This window comes from Streptococcus parasalivarius (genome assembly GCF_054785155.1).
Window position 1 is genome coordinate 90,492 of record NZ_BAABOB010000008.1, and the last position, 16,940, is coordinate 107,431.

The window sequence follows — 16,940 nt, forward strand, 5'->3', positions numbered from 1 at the left end:
AAAATGACTTACAATAGAAAGGAAGAATTTATAGAAGGAGACACATATGAAAAACAAGCGTTTAATTTGGACTTTGGTTTTCTTAGCTATCTTGACGCTCGGTTCTATTGGTACAGATCTTTTCAAAAAAGAGCACCAAGATGCTAATAAGGTCGTCAAAGTAGGAATCCTCCAGTTCGTGACTCACGATGCCCTGGATCAAATCGAGAAGGGAATTGAGGATGGTCTTAAGGAAGCTGGTTATAAGGGAGACAAGGTTAAAATCACCCTCCTAAATGCCGAAGGAGACCAGTCTAAAATTCAAACCATGTCTAAACAATTGGTCAATGACAAGAATGATGTCGTTATCGGTATTGCAACGCCAGCAGCACAAGGGCTAGCGGCAGCTACCAAGAACATTCCAGTCATTATGGGAGCTATCTCAGACCCTGTTGGGGCCAAATTGGTTAAGAATCTCAAGCATCCGGAAGGTAATGTCACAGGGACTTCCAACCAAGTGCCTATTAAGCAGACAGTAGAGTTGGTCAAATCACTAACACCAAATGCTAAAACGATTGGTATTCTCTACGCTTCAAGCGAGGATAATTCCAAATCACAGGTTGAGAGCTTTAAGAAATTCGCTGAAAAAGATGGCCTAAATGTGGTCGAGTATGCCGTACCATCAACCAATGAAATCAATACAACCATGTCAGTCATGACTGGTAAGGTAGATGCTATCTGGACGCCACAAGATAATACTATTGCCTCAGCCTTTTCAACAGTAATCTCATCAGCCAACCAAGCTAAGATTCCAGTTTATACGACTGTCGATACTATGGTGAAAGAGGGCGGTTTGGCCTCAGTTGCTCAAAGCCAATATGAACTTGGAAAAGCCACAGCTCGTAGTGCTGTTAAGGTTCTTAAAGGTAAGAAAGTTAAGGATATCCCAGTTGATGTTATTGATGATGGTACTCCAACGCTCAACCTTAAAGTTGCTCAAGACCTCAACATCACCATCCCTGACGATGTGCTTAAACAGTCAGACATCGCTGTTAAAGCTGATAAATAAGGAGGACTTATGATTATTTCATCTATTTATCAGGGGCTTCTATACGGAATCCTAGGTCTTGGGATTTACATGACTTTCCGTATCTTGGATTTTCCTGATTTGACAACAGAAGGTTCCTTTCCTCTTGGTGGGGCAGTAGCAGTAACTCTTATGAACTTTGGTTGGAACCCAATTTTAGCAACCTTGGTTGCTGTTTTGGCCGGCTGTGGTGCTGGACTTGTGACTGGTCTCCTCTATACTAAGGGAGAAATTCCTACTATTTTGGCAGGGATTTTGGTCATGACTTCTCTTAACTCAGTCATGCTTATGATTATGGGAAGGGCCAACCTAGGACTTCTTGATATTAAGACTATTCAAGATTTACTTCCTTTCAGCAAGGACTACAACCTCTTGATTGTTGGTCTCATTGCTGTAACCATTGTTATCACTGCCTTGATTGCCTTTCTTAACACGCGCCTAGGTCAAGCATATATTGCCACAGGTGATAATAGAGACATGGCCAAATCTTTTGGTATCAACACAGACAATATGGAAGTGATGGGTCTTGTTATCTCAAACGGTATCATTGCCCTCTCAGGAGCCTTGATTAGTCAACAGGACGGTTATGCCGATGTTTCTAAAGGTATTGGTGTTATCGTCATTGGTCTTGCCAGCATCATCATTGGTGAGGTCCTCTATGCGACTAACTTGACTCTGTTGGAACGTTTGATTGCCATCTGTATTGGTTCAATCCTCTATCAGTTCCTTTTGACAGCAGTTATCGCTCTTGGCTTTAACACGAACTACCTCAAACTCTTTAGTGCGATTGTTCTGGCCATTTGCTTGATCTCGCCTGTCCTACGCCGAAAATTCTTTAAGGGGGTGACCTTATCACGATGACAGCTATTGTAGAACTTAAAGATGCGACTGTTAAGGTTAATAATGGTTTTGATACCGAAAAAACCATCCTGGACCATGTCAATCTTACCATTAGAGAAGGTGATTTTATTACCATTCTTGGTGGAAATGGTGCTGGAAAATCAACCCTCTTCAATGTCATTGCTGGGACCCTCATGTTGACCAGTGGTCATATTTTCATCATGGGTGAGGATGTTACGGCTCTGCCTGCTGAGAAACGTGCCAAGTACCTCTCACGGGTCTTCCAAGATCCTAAAATGGGAACGGCTCCTCGTATGACGGTTGCAGAAAATCTTTTGATTGCCAAATACCGTGGCGAAAAACGAGGTCTTAAATCACGCCAAATTCATCTCTACACAGAGGAATTTCAAGGTCTGATTGAACGTATCAGTAATGGTATAGAAAAACACTTAGATACACCAGCAGGTCTCCTCTCAGGTGGTCAGCGTCAGGCACTCAGTCTTTTGATGGCGACACTTAAACGTCCTGAGCTCTTGCTCTTAGACGAACACACCGCAGCCTTAGATCCTAAGACAAGTGTGGCTCTCATGGAGTTGACCGATGAGTTTGTGACGGGCGACCACTTGACAGCCTTGATGATTACTCACCATATGGAAGATGCCCTTAAATACGGAAATCGTCTTATCGTTATGAAGGATGGTCAAATCATTAAAGACCTTACCAAGGAAGAAAAAGGTCAATTGGATATCACAGACTACTACGCTATGTTTGAGTAACTATCGTCTGACTCTAAATTGTAAAATAAGCTAAAAAGTTGTATACTTAAAGAGTATGCAACTTTTTGTTGTGGCCTGTAAATCGACAAGGAGACTGTTCGCACGAACGTTCAGCTTCTTGGACCGTCTGTAAAAATAGGCTCTAGAAGAGAGTCAAACTAAAAAGGAGAAAAACAAGCATGAGCGATATTAAAATTATTGCCCTAGGTGGAGTACGTGAAAATGCTAAGAACCTCTATATTGTTGAGATTAACGACTCTATCTTTATCTTGGATGCTGGTCTAAAGTATCCTGAAAATGAACAATTAGGTGTTGACTTTGTCATTCCTAACTTAGATTACTTGATTGAGAATAGAGATCGTATCCAAGGGATTTTCTTGACTCACGGACATGCTGATGCCATTGGTGCCCTACCTTATATCTTGCAAGACGTCAAAGTACCAGTCTTTGGGTCATCACTTACTATTGAGTTGGCTAAGCTTTTTGTAAAAAATGCTGGCGTTAAGAAATTCAATAACTTCCATGTTATTGACGCAGAAACTGAAATTGAATTTGAAGATGCTGAAGTCTCATTCTTTAAAACAACCCACTCTATTCCAGAATCAATGGGGATTGTTCTTGGCACTGACCAAGGCAATATTGTTTATACTGGTGACTTCAAGTTTGACCAAGCTGCACGTCCTTATTACAAAACTGATTTAGGTCGTTTGGCTGAAATTGGACGTGAAGGTGTCTTGGCCCTCTTGTCAGACTCAGCAAATGCGACAAGTACTGAACAAACAGCTTCGGAAGCAGAAGTTGGTCAAGAAATTGACCAAGTCATTGCCGATGCAGAAGGACGTGTTATTGTTGCTGCAGTTGCCTCAAACTTGGTACGTATTCAACAAGTCTTCGATTCAGCTGCTGATCACGGACGTCGCGTTGTTCTTACTGGTTTTGACGTTGAAAATATAGTCCGAACAGCCATCCGTCTCAAAAAATTGACTGTGGAGCATGAAAAACTTATTGTCAAACCAAAAGACATGAACAAGTTTGAAGACCACGAGTTGATTATCCTTGAAAATGGTCGTATGGGTGAACCAATCGATGGTCTCCAAAAGATGGCTGTTGGTCGTCACCGTTACGTTCAAATTAAGGATGGAGATCTGGTTTATATCGTAACAACTCCAAGCATTGCTAAAGAAGCTGTAGTGGCACGTGTCAACAACGCTATCTATAAGGCTGGTGGAACTGTTAAGATGATTACGCAGAGCCTTCGTGTATCTGGACATGCCAATGCTCGTGAACTTCAATTGATGATTAATCTCCTTCGTCCACAGTATCTCTTCCCTATCCAAGGTGAGTACCGTGACCTTCAAGCCCATGCAGAGTTAGCCTTGGAAGTTGGTATTCTTCCAGAAAATATTTATATCGTTAAACGCGGTGATATCATGCACTTGTCTGAAGATCAAGGTTTCCTTCATGAAGGAGCTGTTCCAGCTGGTGATGTGATGATCGACGGTAATGCCATTGGTGATGTGGGTAATATCGTCCTTCGTGACCGCAAGGTCTTGTCTGAAGATGGTATCTTTATCGTAGCTATCACTGTGAACAAGAAGGAACGTAAGATTGTCTCTAAAGCGCGTGTGAACACTCGTGGGTTCGTCTATGTTAAGAAGAGCCGTGACATTCTCCGTGAGGCTGCTGACATTGTCAATGCTACCGTTGAAAATTACTTGGCAGGAGACAGCTTCGATTGGGGTGAACTTAAAGGGGCTGTCCGAGACGATGTAGCTAAGTTCCTCTTTGACCAAACTAAACGTCGCCCAGCGATTCTTCCGGTAGTCATGGAAGTACGTTAATCATTGATGTTACAATAAGGGTGTGAGCGTCTTCGTCTTGCTTGCATTCATCGAAATAGAGGTAAATCTCAACAAGATTTTCTTCTTAAAGCAGAAGCTGGGGGATCCCAGCTTTTCTGACATTTAGAAAGGAAAATACAATGGCTTTTTTTCAAATTGAATACTCTTCAGATGTTCTAGGACAGTACCGTCAAGTAGATGTCATTTATCCAGACCGCGACCAGATTGCTGAAACGGAAAGTGATACGGACATTCCGGTTCTCTATCTCCTTCATGGCATGGGGGGCAATCATAATTCTTGGGCCTTTCGTACCAATATTCAGCGTCTCCTTCGTAAGACTAATCTTATCGTTATTATGCCTAACTCTGAAAATGGATGGTATACAAATACCAAATACGGTGTTAAGTATTACGATGCCATTGCTAAGGAACTTCCTCAAGTCATGCAACGTTTCTTCCCAAGTATGACTAAGAAGCGTGAAAAGACTTTTATCGCTGGACTTTCTATGGGTGGCTATGGGTCTTTCAAACTCGCCTTAACGACAAATAACTTTGCTTGTGCCGGTTCCTTCTCTGGTGCTCTTGGATTATCAGTGGAGATGATTACTGATGAAACGAGTGAGTCTAAGGAATACTGGCAAGGTGTCTTTGGAGATTTAGAAGGAAAAGACATTGAGCAGCATAAACTGGTCAATCTAGCCAAACAACATGACAAGAAAACCAAATTCTTTGCCTGGTGTGGTCTTGAGGATTTCCTTTTTGACTCTCAAAACAAAGCAGTAGCTGATTTGAAAGCTCTTGGTTTGGACATTGACTACCGCACGGACCATGGAAGACATGAATGGTATTATTGGGAAAAACAACTAGAAGCCTACTTAGAATGGTTACCTATTGATTACGTTAAAGAAGAACGTTTGTCTTAATAGGTCAAGTTTGTAACATCTTATCAAAGAGATGATAAAAGCTTAAAGTGATATTTTTTACTTGTCAGAACTATTAGAGCTTGATATACTAAGGGAAGTTTCGAAAAGGAGGCTCAATAATGAAAAAATTATTCAGAGTAATCTTCTATATTCCCAAACTTCTTTTACAATTTATTTGGAATCTTATTTGGGCTATATTTAAACTTGCCCTAGTGCTAGCACTCATTGGGTATGGACTCGTCTACTATGCCAATAACTCTTCAAGTACCTTAGCCACAAATATTAACCAAGCCTTTCATCAAGTAGAGCTAGGGTTTAGTGGTACCAGTACTAGTGACGTTGAGAAAGTTGTCTCTAACTTATCAACGACAGATACTATTCCAGAGTCTAACGGAGCTAGATGGGCGCAAAATACAGCCAGCATCTATATACAATCTACAGACGAAACCTTGGTAGCCGCCTATAAGGAAGCTATCACCAACTGGAATAACACGGGTGCTTTCATCTTTACTTTAACTGATGATGCCTCAACGGCTGACATTGTTGCGACAGACTATTCCGATGCGAATTCACAGGCAGCAGGTTTAGCAGATAGTCAAACCAATGTTTTGACCAATCGCATCACTCATGTGGATGTAAAGTTAAATCGTTACTTCCTCTTGAATAGTGATTTTGGTTATACTCACAAGCGTATTGTTAATACGGCTGAACACGAATTGGGACATGCTATTGGCTTAGACCATGATGACTCTAAGACATCCGTTATGCAATCCGCTGGATCTTATTACGGGATTCAACAGGTGGATATTGATACGGTCCATGCTCTTTATGCTAATTAAGGAGGGGCTGTCATGCGCTATTTGAAACGCCTTGCTAGACGTTACCCCATGCAAACCTTCCTTTTTCTTTTCAATGCTGGGGTCTTTACTTGGTTGCAAACAACAGGAACCATGATTGCCAATCGTTTGGGCTTATCAGGTGATGGCATTTGGATTTATATTCCCACTTGGGTAAAAACTCTGACAAGTCATTCCATAGAGAGTATTCAAACCCTTTACAGTGCTTCTGGATGGAGTTGGCTAATCAGCTCTATGCTTCTCACTTGGCTCTTGACTTTTCTTAGAGGTCTCATGAGAGCAGTGATTATCATTCTGTTAGTTGGTGTTGGCTTATGGCTAGTCTATCGACATTTTGAACTTTTACAAAATCTAAAACTGTCCTGATGGGCAGTTTTAGTTTCCTCTAACAAGTGACTTGGCTATCAAAACATAGACTATTTTCTGTAGATGAAATGAGATAGTTCCTTTAATAATTTCAGAACGAGCTGTAGACAAGACTTTTCGTTGTGAGAAAAGTGCCTAAAGTTTAAAAGCTTTAGGCACTCGGAAGTTTTGAGACACTAGGCTCAAAACTTAGCTATGGAATTCCGAAGGAAGTCGCTAGCGTCCGCACTCACCTAAGAAAAGTCTAAAAAGAAGAATTAATGTCAATTTAAAACTGCCAATCAGGGCAGTTTTTTTTGAGTTATTAGGTCATTTATTTTCTGAAGAAATATGATATAATATAGCTAATTTATTATTTTGGAGGACATTATGGCTTTAGCAAAAATCGTTTATGCCAGTATGACCGGTAACACGGAAGAAATCGCAGATATCGTTGCCAAAAAATTGGAAGAATTGGGTCACACTGTAGATGTAGACGAGTGTACAACGGTTGATGCCGCTGATTTTGAAGATGCGGACATCTGTATTGTAGCGACTTACACTTATGGTGATGGTGAGTTGCCAGATGAAATCGTTGACTTTTACGAAGATTTGGCTGATCTCGATTTGTCAGGTAAAATCTTTGGTGTTGTAGGTTCAGGAGATACTTTCTACGATTATTTCTGTCACTCAGTTGATGAATTTGAAAATCAATTCACCTTCACAGGGGCGACTAAAGGAGCAGATAGTGTCAAGGTTGATCTTTCTGCTGAAGATGAAGATATCGAGAACCTCGAAGCTTTCGCTGAAAAAATTTCAGAAGCATTAGCATAAGAAAAAGGCAGAGTAAAGTCTGCTTTTATTGTAGTTAAAATGGAGTTTTTATGAATGAAATAGAAAGAGATTTTAGGACGCAATCTCAACATCTGCTTTGGTCCGTTTGGCGAGGGCTCTTAGTGGGGGTGACGGCAGGAGCAGTGGTCAGTCTTTTTCGCTGGTTAATTGCCAAAGGGGCCGAATTTTCTGTAGCTATATACAAAGACGCTCTTCATAATCCACTTCTGATTTTGGGAATTGTTCTGGTTAATCTCTTGATTGCACTTTTTATTGGTTACCTTATTAAGCAGGAAAAAGACATCAAGGGCTCAGGAATTCCCCATGTTGAAGGGGAACTGATGGGGCTCTTACATCCGTCTTGGTGGTCAGTATTATGGCGTAAGTTCCTAGGTGGAGTCCTTGGGATTTCAATGGGACTTATGCTGGGACGTGAGGGCCCTAGTATTCAACTTGGTGCTATGACTGCTAAGGGCTTAGCTGAGAGTCTTAAGCTCTCTGCACGTGAAAAGCGCGTCTTGATTGCTGCAGGAGCGGCAGCAGGGTTATCGGCTGCCTTCAATGCCCCTATTGCCGGTCTTCTGTTTGTTGTCGAAGAAGTCTATCATCATTTCTCGCGCCATGTTTGGGTGACAGCTTTAACGGCATCTTTAGTAGCCAATGCTGTTTCCTTACGGATCTTTGGTCAGGTTCCGGTTCTTGCTATGACAGAAAAATTACCCGTATTTCCTTTGAAAGATTATTGGATTCTTATTATCTTGGGGATTTTTCTAGGTGTGCTTGGATACGGTTATGAGTGGGTTGTCTTACGTATTGGTAAGGTCTACCAAGGGTTAGGGAAAATCTTCCACTTGCCATCTCATTTTCATGGCCTTCTGGCAGTTCTGTTTATCATTCCTATAGGTCTCTATTTTCCATATCTTTTAGGTGGTGGGAATGAATTGATTCTTGCCCTAAATGATTTACATCCTGCTCTAACTGTGGCTATCCTCTATTTGGCTATTCGCTTTATTTGGAGTATGTTGTCCTTTGGTTCAGGTTTTCCTGGTGGGATTTTCTTGCCGATTTTGACTTTAGGTGCTCTTTCTGGTAGCGTCTTTGCGGCAGCTTTTGAAAATCTAGGATTCTTACAAGTCAGTCAGTTCCCTATTTTTATCATTCTTGGTATGGCTGGTTATTTCGGTGCAGTATCCAAGGCACCGCTAACTGCTATGATTTTAGTGACTGAGATGGTGGGTGACCTTCACCAATTGATGACAATCGGAGTTGTGACCCTGATTGCCTATCTCGTCATGGATTTCATGGGAGGAGAACCCGTCTATGAAGCCATGCTTCACAATCTGATTGCTCACGAACCAAAACAAGTTGATAATATACCGACGATGATTGATTTACCAGTTACAGATAGTTTAGCTGGTCGATTGGTTAAGGATTTAACCTTACCTGACGGGGTTTTGATTTCCACTCAGATTTTTCAAGACCAGTCTGAGGTTGTTCATGGAGACACACGTCTAAAAGCAGGAGCAACCTTATATTTGGTTGTTAATGAAAGTAATATCAGTCAGGTAAGAAAACTCTTTTTATAAGCAATTCAATGGCTTGAGGCTCTTTTGTCCTCAGGTCATTTTTGTTATAATGAAGAGAAAAAAGGAGGTCAGTATGGACTTAAATGAGATTCGCCAACAGATTGACACCGTTGATAATGAGATTGTGGCTTTGTTGGAAGAACGTATGAAATTGGTAACTCGAGTAAGTGCTTATAAACAACGCACCGGAAAGGCAATCTATGATCCTGAGCGTGAGCAGGCTTTGCTGGATAATGTAGCAGCGAGTGTCGTAAATCCAGAATACCAAGAGGCTATCGTAGCTAGCTTTGCAGATATTATGAAGCATTCACGTACTTATCAAGCTGGTAAGCTTGAAGGAAAGTAGGTTATTAAGATGAAAGTTAGACAATTAAGTGAGAGTCAAGGTCTCTCATACTCCAATTTAGTGATTTTAAGTCTCTATGCTGTCTTTCTAGGAGTGATAGTTGGGCTGATTGATGCTATTTTTGGTCGTGTTCTCATAGGACTTTCAGAATATCGGGACCACCATCTCTTTTATCTAGTCCCAGCGCTTCCTATAGCTGGGCTTTTGATTGTTTACCTTTACCATAGGTTTGCAGGCAAGGCAGCACAAGGAATGGGCTTAATTTTCAAGGTTGGTCACAATGAGGAGAAGCAGGTACCTTTAAGATTAATCCCACTTGTGACAGTGACAACGTGGCTGACACATCTTTTTGGGGGTTCGGCAGGTCGTGAAGGGGTAGCAGTGCAACTTGGTGCCACAGTTTCCCATGCCTTTAGTCGCTACTTTAAGATACCTAATGCCTCACGACTTTGCTTGACCATGGGGATGGCTGCTGGTTTTGGAGGTCTCTTCCAAACACCAATTGCTGCGACCTTCTTTGCTCTTGAGGTCTTGATCCTGGGACAGTTAAGCCTTCCAATTTTAGTACCAACTCTTATTGCATCTTTTGTGGCTAGTACAACAAGCCACCTTTTAGGTCTTGAAAAATTTAGTCACTTTGTATCCGAAAGTTTGACTATTGACCTTGAGACATTCGTTAAATTAGCTCTTTTAGGTCTGGTCTTTGGTATAGCAGGAAATCTCTTTGCTTATCTCTTATCACTATCTAAAAAGAAAGTGGCAAGTCTGCTCCCAAATCCCTATTATCGTGTTCTATTAGGAAGTGTCGTCTTAACCTGTCTTCTTCTGATTTTGTGGAAGGGACGCTATACAGGTCTTGGAACGAATTTGATTGCTTTAAGTGTTGGTGGTGGTACCATTTATCCATTGGATTGGCTCTTGAAATTGCTCTTGACCGTCTTCACCTTATCTCTTGGGTTCCAAGGAGGAGAAGTAACTCCTTTGTTTGCCATAGGAGCAAGTCTTGGTGCTGTTTTAGCACCAGTTCTAGGACTTCCAATCCCACTTGTAGCAGGTCTTGGCTATCTATCTGTCTTTGGTAGCAGTACCAATACCCTTTTAGCACCTATTTTCATAGGCGTTGAGGTTTTTGGTCCAGCTAATGCAATCCCTTATGCAATTGTCATGGCTTTTGCTTATCTCATCAATCATAAGACAAGCATTTATGGTCAACAAAAAATGATAGAAATGCAATAAGATACTAGACATCTTTAAAAATTTTTGATAACATATTAAGAGTGTGTAATGGACACACAAAAATAACGGCTAATCCGCTGAGACACAGAGGTTGCTCTTAAGATTAGTAAGATAGGAGTATATAAAAATGAATCCATTGATCCAAAGTTTGACAGAAGGTCAACTTCGTACTGACATCCCATCATTCCGTCCTGGTGACACAGTTCGCGTTCACGCGAAAGTTGTCGAAGGAACTCGCGAACGTATCCAGATCTTTGAAGGTGTAGTTATTTCACGCAAAGGTCAAGGGATCTCAGAAATGTACACAGTTCGTAAAATTTCAAGCGGTATCGGTGTAGAACGTACTTTCCCAATCCACACTCCACGTGTTGAAAAGATTGAAGTTGTACGCTACGGTAAAGTCCGCCGTGCTAAACTTTACTACTTGCGTGCTTTGCAAGGTAAAGCTGCACGTATCAAAGAAATCCGTAAATAATTTACAGATTTCACATAAAAAATCTGTCCTCGTGGCAGATTTTTTCATAAGTCCTCTTAGTTAAATGGATATAACAACTCCCTCCTAAGGAGTCGTTGCTGGTTCGATTCCGGCAGGGGACATTTTTAAGCCTTTAACCATGCGGTCTAAAGCTATTCTGCCCCAAATTAAACCAAATGTATTTGACACCTATTCCAATATAGGTGTTTTTTTGATAAGCAAAAACCCTAGTCAGGATTAGTCCTAACTAAGGTTCAAAATAGAATACTGGTGATGTTTAGTATTCTGTTATCTCATTAATTGGAATTTGCACTTGTGTCTGTGCTTGATGAAGCTTGTGGGTACTCGTAAGGATTGTTATCAACGTCGTTAACCCACTCATTGCTCTGATCAGTTGAGCTTGAGTGATTGCTTCCTCCACCAGCACCTGCGGCGAAGGCTGCATCGTGACCTCCACCGCCTCCTCCGTTAGTGGCATAGGAGCCATCTTCTGGTCCGCCCCAACCTCGTCCGCCTTCAGCAGGCTTGGACTTTTCTTGATTTCCCTCTTGGTGGGATGTTTGGTTGTTTTGTTTTCTGATTTGCTTCTTGAGCAGAAGGAGATGCTTGGTTCTTATTTTCGTCTTTAGCATCCCTCTTATGGTCTTCCGTAGAAGTAGCTGTTGATGATTTAGTATTCTCTTTTTTATGAGATGAGCTGCTTTTTGATGAAAGGGTGTGAGAGATGTGATGCGTTTTTGCTGCAGGCTTTACAGGTTCTTTTAAATGTTTTGATAAAAAACCAAAGAGAAAGAAGAAAGCTAGAAAAGAGAAAGTAATGATATTATATTTTTTTCTTTTCTTTTCAAATTTGGCTCCGTTCTTAGTCATAGATGAAGAGTAAAAATTACAGTAAAAAACCAGGTTTCCCTGGTCATCAGTTTTAGCGGCTTACACGACGGCGAGCTGCTTTTTTACGGTTTTCTTCGATGAAAGCCAATTTTTTTTCTTCTGGTTCGATAATGGTTTTCTTAACTGCGAAGACAGCACCTGCTACAGTAGCAGCAGTTCCGATAACGCCAGTAGCGACACCTTTAGCGAATGAATGTTTTTTAGCCATGAGACTATCCTCCGTATATGTTATAATATGCTTATATTATCTAAAAAAATATCTAGAATAGCAAGTGAAAACATTATGAAAACCAAACTTATTGTAGTGGCTGGACCTACTGCTGTGGGAAAAACGGCGCTTGGGATTAAATTGGCCCAGCGCTTTAATGGAGAAATTATTTCAGGAGATAGCCAGCAGGTTTACCGACAATTGAATATAGGAACCGCAAAGGCCACTCCTGAAGAGCAGGCTGCAGCAGTGCATCATCTGATTGATGTTCGCGATGTTAATGAGTCTTATTCAGCCTATGATTTTGTAACAGAGGCTGAGGCTACCATTACTGATATTGTTAGTCGTGGCAAGTTGCCTATTATTGTAGGAGGAACAGGTCTCTATTTACAAAGCCTTCTAGAAGGGTATCACCTAGGGGGACAGGTAGACCAGAAACAGGTTTTAGCCTATCGCTCAGAATTAGAACAATTATCTGATCAGGAACTTTTTGACAAAATCGATGACTTGGGTATTGAGATTAAGGAGATTAACCGACGTCGTGCCACTAGAGCACTTGAACTTCATCGTTTTTCGGAGAATCTTGAAAATACTGAGACAACTTATGACCCCTTTCTTATCGGATTAGATGATGAACGCTCCTTGATTTATGACCGTATCAATACACGAGTGGACAAGATGGTTGAACTTGGACTCTTGGAAGAGGCTAAGTGGCTTTATGATAATTATCCTGACGCCCAGTCAGCTCGTGGAATAGGCTATAAGGAGTTGTTTCCTTATTTTGCTGGGAATCAGACCTTGGATGAAGCCTTGGAAAAACTTAAGCAAAATACGCGTCGATTTGCTAAACGTCAATTAACCTGGTTCAGAAATCGGATGACTGTTAAGTTTTATCAGATTTCTAGTCTAGAATATCCTGAAAATGTCATTCATGATCTTGAATTATTTTTAAATGAAAGGGAAGGAGAAAAGGTAGGTCAATCTTAGTTTTAAGGACCTATCTTTGATATAATGGTAGTTATGACTAACGAAGAAAAAAAATCAGCCTATGAAATAATGCTAGCTCAGGCTAAGGCACTTTTTGCCAATGAAGACAATGCTCTGGCCAACTTTTCTAATGCCTCGGCTCTCTTGAATACAACTCTACCAAATTCTGTGTTCACAGGCTTCTACCTGATGGATAATATAAATAATGAGTTAATCCTTGGCCCTTTTCAAGGCAATGTTTCTTGTGTTCGAATTGCCCTAGGTAAGGGTGTTTGTGGCCAGTCTGCAGCAGAAAATAGAACCTTAATTGTCGAAGATGTTACCAAACACGCTAATTACATCGCTTGTGATTCCGCTGCTCGAAGTGAAATTGTTGTACCAATGGTAAAAGATGGCAAATTAGTTGGTGTTCTCGATTTGGATTCTCACCAAGTAGGAGACTATAACGACGTAGACCAAGATTATCTTGAAGCATTTGTCAAAATTCTACTCGAGAAAACCAAGTTTACATTTGGAATGTTTGAGGTAAACTAATGTATCAAGCCTTATATCGTAAATACCGTAGTCAGACCTTTGGCGAAATGGTTGGTCAAAAAGTGATTTCAACCACGCTAAGACAGGCGGTAGAGTCAGGGAAAATCAGCCATGCCTATCTCTTTTCTGGGCCGCGTGGTACCGGTAAAACTAGTGCGGCGAAAATCTTTGCCAAGGCTATGAACTGTCCTAATCAAGTTGATGGGGAGCCATGTAATCACTGTGATATTTGTCGCGATATTACAAACGGTAGTCTCGAAGATGTTATAGAGATTGATGCGGCATCCAATAATGGTGTTGATGAGATTCGTGAAATTCGTGACAAATCGACCTATGCCCCAAGTCGTGCGACTTACAAGGTCTATATTATTGACGAAGTTCACATGCTCTCGACAGGTGCTTTCAATGCTCTTTTGAAGACTTTGGAAGAACCAACTGAAAATGTGGTCTTTATCCTAGCGACCACCGAATTACATAAGATTCCAGCGACTATCCTTTCTCGTGTCCAACGCTTTGAGTTTAAATCGATCAAGCAGGGAGCTATTAAAGAGCACTTGGCTTCAATTCTGGAAAAAGAAGGACTGACCTTTGATGATGAGGCTTTGACTATTATTGCTCGTCGTGCAGAAGGTGGTATGCGTGATGCTTTGTCAATCTTAGACCAAGCACTGAGTCTGTCTCCTGACAATCATGTCAGCCAAGCCGTAGCTGAAGAAATCACTGGTTCTATTGGTTTGACAGCCTTGGATAGTTTCGTCGCTAACGTTCGCAATCAAGATACTACGCAAGCTTTATCAAATCTCGAAACTCTCTTTGATAATGGTAAGTCTATGAGCCGTTTTGCGACTGATCTCTTGGAGTATTTCCGTGATCTTTTGATTGTCAAAGCGGGTGGAGAGAACAGTCATCATAGTCCCCTTTTTGAAGAGAATCTTTCTCTAGAGCAAGACCGACTTTTCCAATTGATTGACTTGGTTACAAGTGCCTTGCCAGAAATTAAAACTGGAACACATCCTAAAATCTATGCGGAGATGCTGACTATAAAATTGTCAGAAACCCATAGTCAGATGCCACAAGAAATTCCAGGAAATTTACAAGAAGAGTTAGATAGTCTTCGTCGCGAAGTAGAAGGCCTACGTAAAGCTCTTAAAGAGGGCAAAGTCCAAGGAGAAGTAGCACCAACTCGAAAAGCCAAACCTGCTTATCAGTATAAGGTGGATCGTGAAAAGGTTCTCACTATTATGCGTGAAACCATGGAAAATCCGCAGAAATCACGCCAATGTCTGGATGCCCTAAAGGCAACTTGGCCTGAAATCTTGGATTCTATTAGCCCACAAAATAGGGCCCTTTTGAATGGATCTGAGCCTGTATTAGCCAATCAGGAAAATGCCATCCTGGCTTTTAATGCCGCCTTTAATGCTGAACAGGTCATGAAACGCAGTGATCTCAATGATATGTTTGGCAATATCATGAGTTCAGCTGCCGGTTTCTCACCCAATATTATGGCTGTTCCAAAAGCAGAATTTGAAAAACTCCGAACAGAATTTGCACGAAGCCTCAAATCCAAGGAAGAATTAGAAAAAGAAGATCGTGAAGAATATATCCCGCAAGAACTTGAATTTCTCTCTGATGTTGTAGAAATAGAGGACTAAAAAGGTCCAGTGAACCTTTTTAGGTCCGAGCCCAGAAATGAAAAAGCGAGGAAGGACTGAACTGAACCCCAAAAGTTAGGTAGAAAAAATCTAACTTTTGGGGTGTTTTTATTATGAAATTGACTTATGAAGATAAGGTTCAAATCTATGAACTTAGAAACCAAGGATATAGCTTAGAGCAGCTTTCAAATAAATTTGGGATAAACATTTCTAATCTTAGCTACATAATCAAATTGATTGATCGATACGGAATAGAAATCGCCAAAAAGGGAAAGAATCGTTACTACTTTACTGAATTAAAACAAGAAATGATTGATAAAGTCCTATTTAAAGGCTATTCTCAAGATAGAGTTTCTCTCGAATATGCTCTCCCAAATCGTGGAACGCTTCCTAACTGGCTCGTACACTATAAGAAAAACGGGTATACTATTGTTGAGAAGACAAGAGAAAGAATACCTAAAATGGGACGTAAGCCAAAGAAAAAACTGAAAGAAATGACGGAACTAGAACGTCTTCAAGCAGAAAATGAGTACTTGAGAGCGGAGAATGCGGTTCTAAAAAAGTTGAGAGAACTCCGATTGAGGGACGAGAAAGAGCAAGAAGAAAAACGGAAATTGTCCGAGGATTAGTAACAGAGTTTGCTTTAGAGATTCTTCTAAAGATTATTAAACTTGCCCGTTCTACTTATTATTATCATTTAAAACAGCTCGATCAAAGCGATAAGAATTGTGATGTTAAAGTTGAAATTCAATCTATTTTTACTGAGCATAAAGGGAATTACGGCTATCGTCGAATGACTCTTGAATTGAGGAATCGTGGCTTCGTAGTAAATCATAAGAAAGTGCAACGTCTAATGAAGGCTCTTGGTTTAAGTGCTCGAATTCGTCGTAAACGTAAGTATTATTCATATCAAGGAGAGGTTGGTATGAAAGCAGAGAATCTCATTCAACGCCAGTTTGAAGCATCAAAACCAATGGAAAAGTGCTACACAGATGTGACAGAGTTTGTCATTTCAGCAAGCAGTCAAAAACTCTATTTATCACCAGTTTTAGATGGTTTTAACAGTGAAATTATTGCTTACAATCTTTCTACGTCACCGAACTTAGCACAAGTAAAAATGATGTTGGAACAAGCCTTCACAGAGGACCATTACGAACATACAATTCTCCATAGTGACCAGGGATGGCAATATCAACATGATTTCTATCATCATTTTTTAGAGGAGAAAAGAATCCAACCATCCATGTCACGTAAAGGGAACAGCCCAGATAATGGCATGATGGAATCCTTCTTTGGCATTTTGAAATCCGAAATGTTTTACGGTTATGAAAAGATTTTTAAGTCAATTGATCATTTGGAACAAGCTATTGTAGACTATATTAATTATTACAACAACAAACGCATTAAGGTAAAACTAAAACATACTAAGATTAGTAGTGAGGAAATCTCCGACGGGAGAAAGTACTCACTACTTTTTTCGTTATGTTAAAGTAGTGGTGTCTTGTTAAGTCGATAAGTCCTTTGGCGCTAGACGTCGTAACTA

18 protein-coding genes and 1 tRNA gene are annotated in these 16,940 nt (G+C 40.7%); 17 read left to right on the forward strand and 2 right to left on the reverse strand.

Annotation, left to right across the window (positions count from 1 at the left end; all coding sequences use genetic code 11):
- The first annotated feature begins 46 nt into the window (after nt 1-46).
- The 13 genes from trpX (at nt 47) to ACYVQ1_RS08710 (ending at nt 11,247) form a co-directional block, all read left to right on the forward strand.
- On the forward strand, nt 47-1,048 hold the full coding sequence (trpX, locus tag ACYVQ1_RS08650) for a tryptophan ABC transporter substrate-binding protein (RefSeq protein WP_270281650.1): 1,002 nt from the start codon (nt 47-49) through the stop codon (nt 1,046-1,048).
- 9 nt (nt 1,049-1,057) lie between these two features.
- Complete coding sequence (locus ACYVQ1_RS08655) at nt 1,058-1,927, forward strand: ABC transporter permease (RefSeq protein WP_002883493.1); 870 nt, start codon at nt 1,058-1,060, stop codon at nt 1,925-1,927.
- Nucleotides 1,924-2,682, forward strand: a complete 759-nt coding sequence (locus ACYVQ1_RS08660) for an ABC transporter ATP-binding protein (protein ID WP_461250429.1) — start codon at nt 1,924-1,926, stop codon at nt 2,680-2,682. Before ACYVQ1_RS08655 ends, ACYVQ1_RS08660 begins: the two co-directional genes overlap by 4 nt.
- A 179-nt stretch (nt 2,683-2,861) precedes the next feature.
- The gene (locus ACYVQ1_RS08665; protein ID WP_037600162.1) at nt 2,862-4,523 is read left to right on the forward strand and encodes a ribonuclease J; all 1,662 of its coding nucleotides are present in this window, start codon (nt 2,862-2,864) and stop codon (nt 4,521-4,523) included.
- 140 nt (nt 4,524-4,663) lie between these two features.
- Nucleotides 4,664-5,446 (forward strand): alpha/beta hydrolase, encoded by a 783-nt coding sequence (locus tag ACYVQ1_RS08670; protein WP_061652391.1) that lies wholly within the window; start codon nt 4,664-4,666, stop codon nt 5,444-5,446.
- Nucleotides 5,447-5,565: 119 nt separating this feature from the next.
- Nucleotides 5,566-6,285 carry a matrixin family metalloprotease gene (locus tag ACYVQ1_RS08675; RefSeq protein ID WP_002890801.1) on the forward strand — a complete coding sequence of 240 codons (720 nt, stop codon included), beginning with the start codon at nt 5,566-5,568 and terminating at the stop codon, nt 6,283-6,285.
- A 12-nt stretch (nt 6,286-6,297) separates the two neighbouring features.
- A complete protein-coding gene (locus ACYVQ1_RS08680; protein ID WP_461250430.1) occupies nt 6,298-6,669 on the forward strand; it encodes a hypothetical protein in 372 nt (123 codons plus the stop codon).
- Nucleotides 6,670-7,038: 369 nt separating this feature from the next.
- The gene (locus ACYVQ1_RS08685) at nt 7,039-7,482 is read left to right on the forward strand and encodes a flavodoxin (RefSeq protein WP_002888085.1); all 444 of its coding nucleotides are present in this window, start codon (nt 7,039-7,041) and stop codon (nt 7,480-7,482) included.
- Nucleotides 7,483-7,532: 50 nt separating this feature from the next.
- Nucleotides 7,533-9,068, forward strand: coding sequence for a ClC family H(+)/Cl(-) exchange transporter (locus tag ACYVQ1_RS08690; protein WP_417164270.1), 1,536 nt, complete (start codon nt 7,533-7,535; stop codon nt 9,066-9,068).
- A gap of 73 nt (nt 9,069-9,141) precedes the next feature.
- A complete protein-coding gene (locus ACYVQ1_RS08695; protein ID WP_461250431.1) occupies nt 9,142-9,414 on the forward strand; it encodes a chorismate mutase in 273 nt (90 codons plus the stop codon).
- A 9-nt stretch (nt 9,415-9,423) separates the two neighbouring features.
- A complete protein-coding gene (locus ACYVQ1_RS08700; protein ID WP_461250432.1) occupies nt 9,424-10,650 on the forward strand; it encodes a voltage-gated chloride channel family protein in 1,227 nt (408 codons plus the stop codon).
- A 127-nt stretch (nt 10,651-10,777) separates the two neighbouring features.
- Nucleotides 10,778-11,125: a 50S ribosomal protein L19 gene (gene rplS / locus ACYVQ1_RS08705; RefSeq protein ID WP_002883489.1), complete on the forward strand. Its 348-nt coding sequence runs from the start codon at nt 10,778-10,780 to the stop codon at nt 11,123-11,125.
- Between the two features lie 50 nt (nt 11,126-11,175).
- Nucleotides 11,176-11,247, forward strand: a tRNA-Arg gene (locus tag ACYVQ1_RS08710).
- Nucleotides 11,248-11,421: 174 nt separating this feature from the next.
- Here the strand turns inward: ACYVQ1_RS08710 and ACYVQ1_RS08715 are convergent.
- On the reverse strand, nt 11,422-11,757 hold the full coding sequence (locus ACYVQ1_RS08715; protein WP_461250433.1) for a hypothetical protein: 336 nt from the start codon (nt 11,755-11,757) through the stop codon (nt 11,422-11,424).
- A 290-nt stretch (nt 11,758-12,047) separates the two neighbouring features.
- A complete protein-coding gene (locus ACYVQ1_RS08720) occupies nt 12,048-12,224 on the reverse strand; it encodes a DUF3042 family protein (protein WP_002883513.1) in 177 nt (58 codons plus the stop codon).
- 75 nt (nt 12,225-12,299) lie between these two features.
- Between ACYVQ1_RS08720 and miaA the strand changes: the two genes are divergently transcribed.
- The 4 genes from miaA to ACYVQ1_RS08740 all read left to right on the forward strand — a co-directional run bounded on the left by miaA (nt 12,300) and on the right by ACYVQ1_RS08740 (nt 16,886).
- Nucleotides 12,300-13,211, forward strand: coding sequence for a tRNA (adenosine(37)-N6)-dimethylallyltransferase MiaA (gene miaA, locus ACYVQ1_RS08725; protein ID WP_461250434.1), 912 nt, complete (start codon nt 12,300-12,302; stop codon nt 13,209-13,211).
- A gap of 33 nt (nt 13,212-13,244) precedes the next feature.
- The gene (locus tag ACYVQ1_RS08730) at nt 13,245-13,745 is read left to right on the forward strand and encodes a GAF domain-containing protein (protein ID WP_461250435.1); all 501 of its coding nucleotides are present in this window, start codon (nt 13,245-13,247) and stop codon (nt 13,743-13,745) included.
- Nucleotides 13,745-15,397, forward strand: a complete 1,653-nt coding sequence (dnaX, locus tag ACYVQ1_RS08735; RefSeq protein ID WP_461250436.1) for a DNA polymerase III subunit gamma/tau — start codon at nt 13,745-13,747, stop codon at nt 15,395-15,397. The genes ACYVQ1_RS08730 and dnaX overlap by 1 nt, the downstream gene beginning before the upstream one ends.
- A 113-nt stretch (nt 15,398-15,510) precedes the next feature.
- Nucleotides 15,511-16,886, forward strand: a protein-coding gene (locus ACYVQ1_RS08740; protein WP_461250437.1) for an IS3 family transposase whose coding sequence is annotated in 2 segments (ribosomal slippage) — nt 15,511-15,952 and nt 15,952-16,886 — 1,377 coding nt in all. Because the reading frame shifts where the segments join, the coding sequence is not laid out codon by codon here.
- Nucleotides 16,887-16,940 lie beyond the last annotated feature (54 nt).

Bases quoted from the DNA above. Each gene is read 5' to 3' on its own strand.
- ACYVQ1_RS08660 (WP_461250429.1), top strand. From the start codon at position 1,924: ATGACAGCTATTGTAGAACTTAAAGATGCGACTGTTAAGGTTAATAAT.
- miaA (WP_461250434.1), top strand. From the start codon at position 12,300: ATGAAAACCAAACTTATTGTAGTGGCTGGACCTACTGCTGTGGGAAAA.
- ACYVQ1_RS08690 (WP_417164270.1), top strand. From the start codon at position 7,533: ATGAATGAAATAGAAAGAGATTTTAGGACGCAATCTCAACATCTGCTT.
- ACYVQ1_RS08695 (WP_461250431.1), top strand. From the start codon at position 9,142: ATGGACTTAAATGAGATTCGCCAACAGATTGACACCGTTGATAATGAG.
- ACYVQ1_RS08665 (WP_037600162.1), top strand. From the start codon at position 2,862: ATGAGCGATATTAAAATTATTGCCCTAGGTGGAGTACGTGAAAATGCT.
- ACYVQ1_RS08685 (WP_002888085.1), top strand. From the start codon at position 7,039: ATGGCTTTAGCAAAAATCGTTTATGCCAGTATGACCGGTAACACGGAA.
- ACYVQ1_RS08655 (WP_002883493.1), top strand. From the start codon at position 1,058: ATGATTATTTCATCTATTTATCAGGGGCTTCTATACGGAATCCTAGGT.
- trpX (WP_270281650.1), top strand. From the start codon at position 47: ATGAAAAACAAGCGTTTAATTTGGACTTTGGTTTTCTTAGCTATCTTG.
- ACYVQ1_RS08715 (WP_461250433.1), bottom strand. From the start codon at position 11,757: ATGCTAAAGACGAAAATAAGAACCAAGCATCTCCTTCTGCTCAAGAAG.
- ACYVQ1_RS08670 (WP_061652391.1), top strand. From the start codon at position 4,664: ATGGCTTTTTTTCAAATTGAATACTCTTCAGATGTTCTAGGACAGTAC.
- ACYVQ1_RS08700 (WP_461250432.1), top strand. From the start codon at position 9,424: ATGAAAGTTAGACAATTAAGTGAGAGTCAAGGTCTCTCATACTCCAAT.
- ACYVQ1_RS08730 (WP_461250435.1), top strand. From the start codon at position 13,245: ATGACTAACGAAGAAAAAAAATCAGCCTATGAAATAATGCTAGCTCAG.
- ACYVQ1_RS08680 (WP_461250430.1), top strand. From the start codon at position 6,298: ATGCGCTATTTGAAACGCCTTGCTAGACGTTACCCCATGCAAACCTTC.
- rplS (WP_002883489.1), top strand. From the start codon at position 10,778: ATGAATCCATTGATCCAAAGTTTGACAGAAGGTCAACTTCGTACTGAC.
- ACYVQ1_RS08720 (WP_002883513.1), bottom strand. From the start codon at position 12,224: ATGGCTAAAAAACATTCATTCGCTAAAGGTGTCGCTACTGGCGTTATC.
- ACYVQ1_RS08675 (WP_002890801.1), top strand. From the start codon at position 5,566: ATGAAAAAATTATTCAGAGTAATCTTCTATATTCCCAAACTTCTTTTA.
- dnaX (WP_461250436.1), top strand. From the start codon at position 13,745: ATGTATCAAGCCTTATATCGTAAATACCGTAGTCAGACCTTTGGCGAA.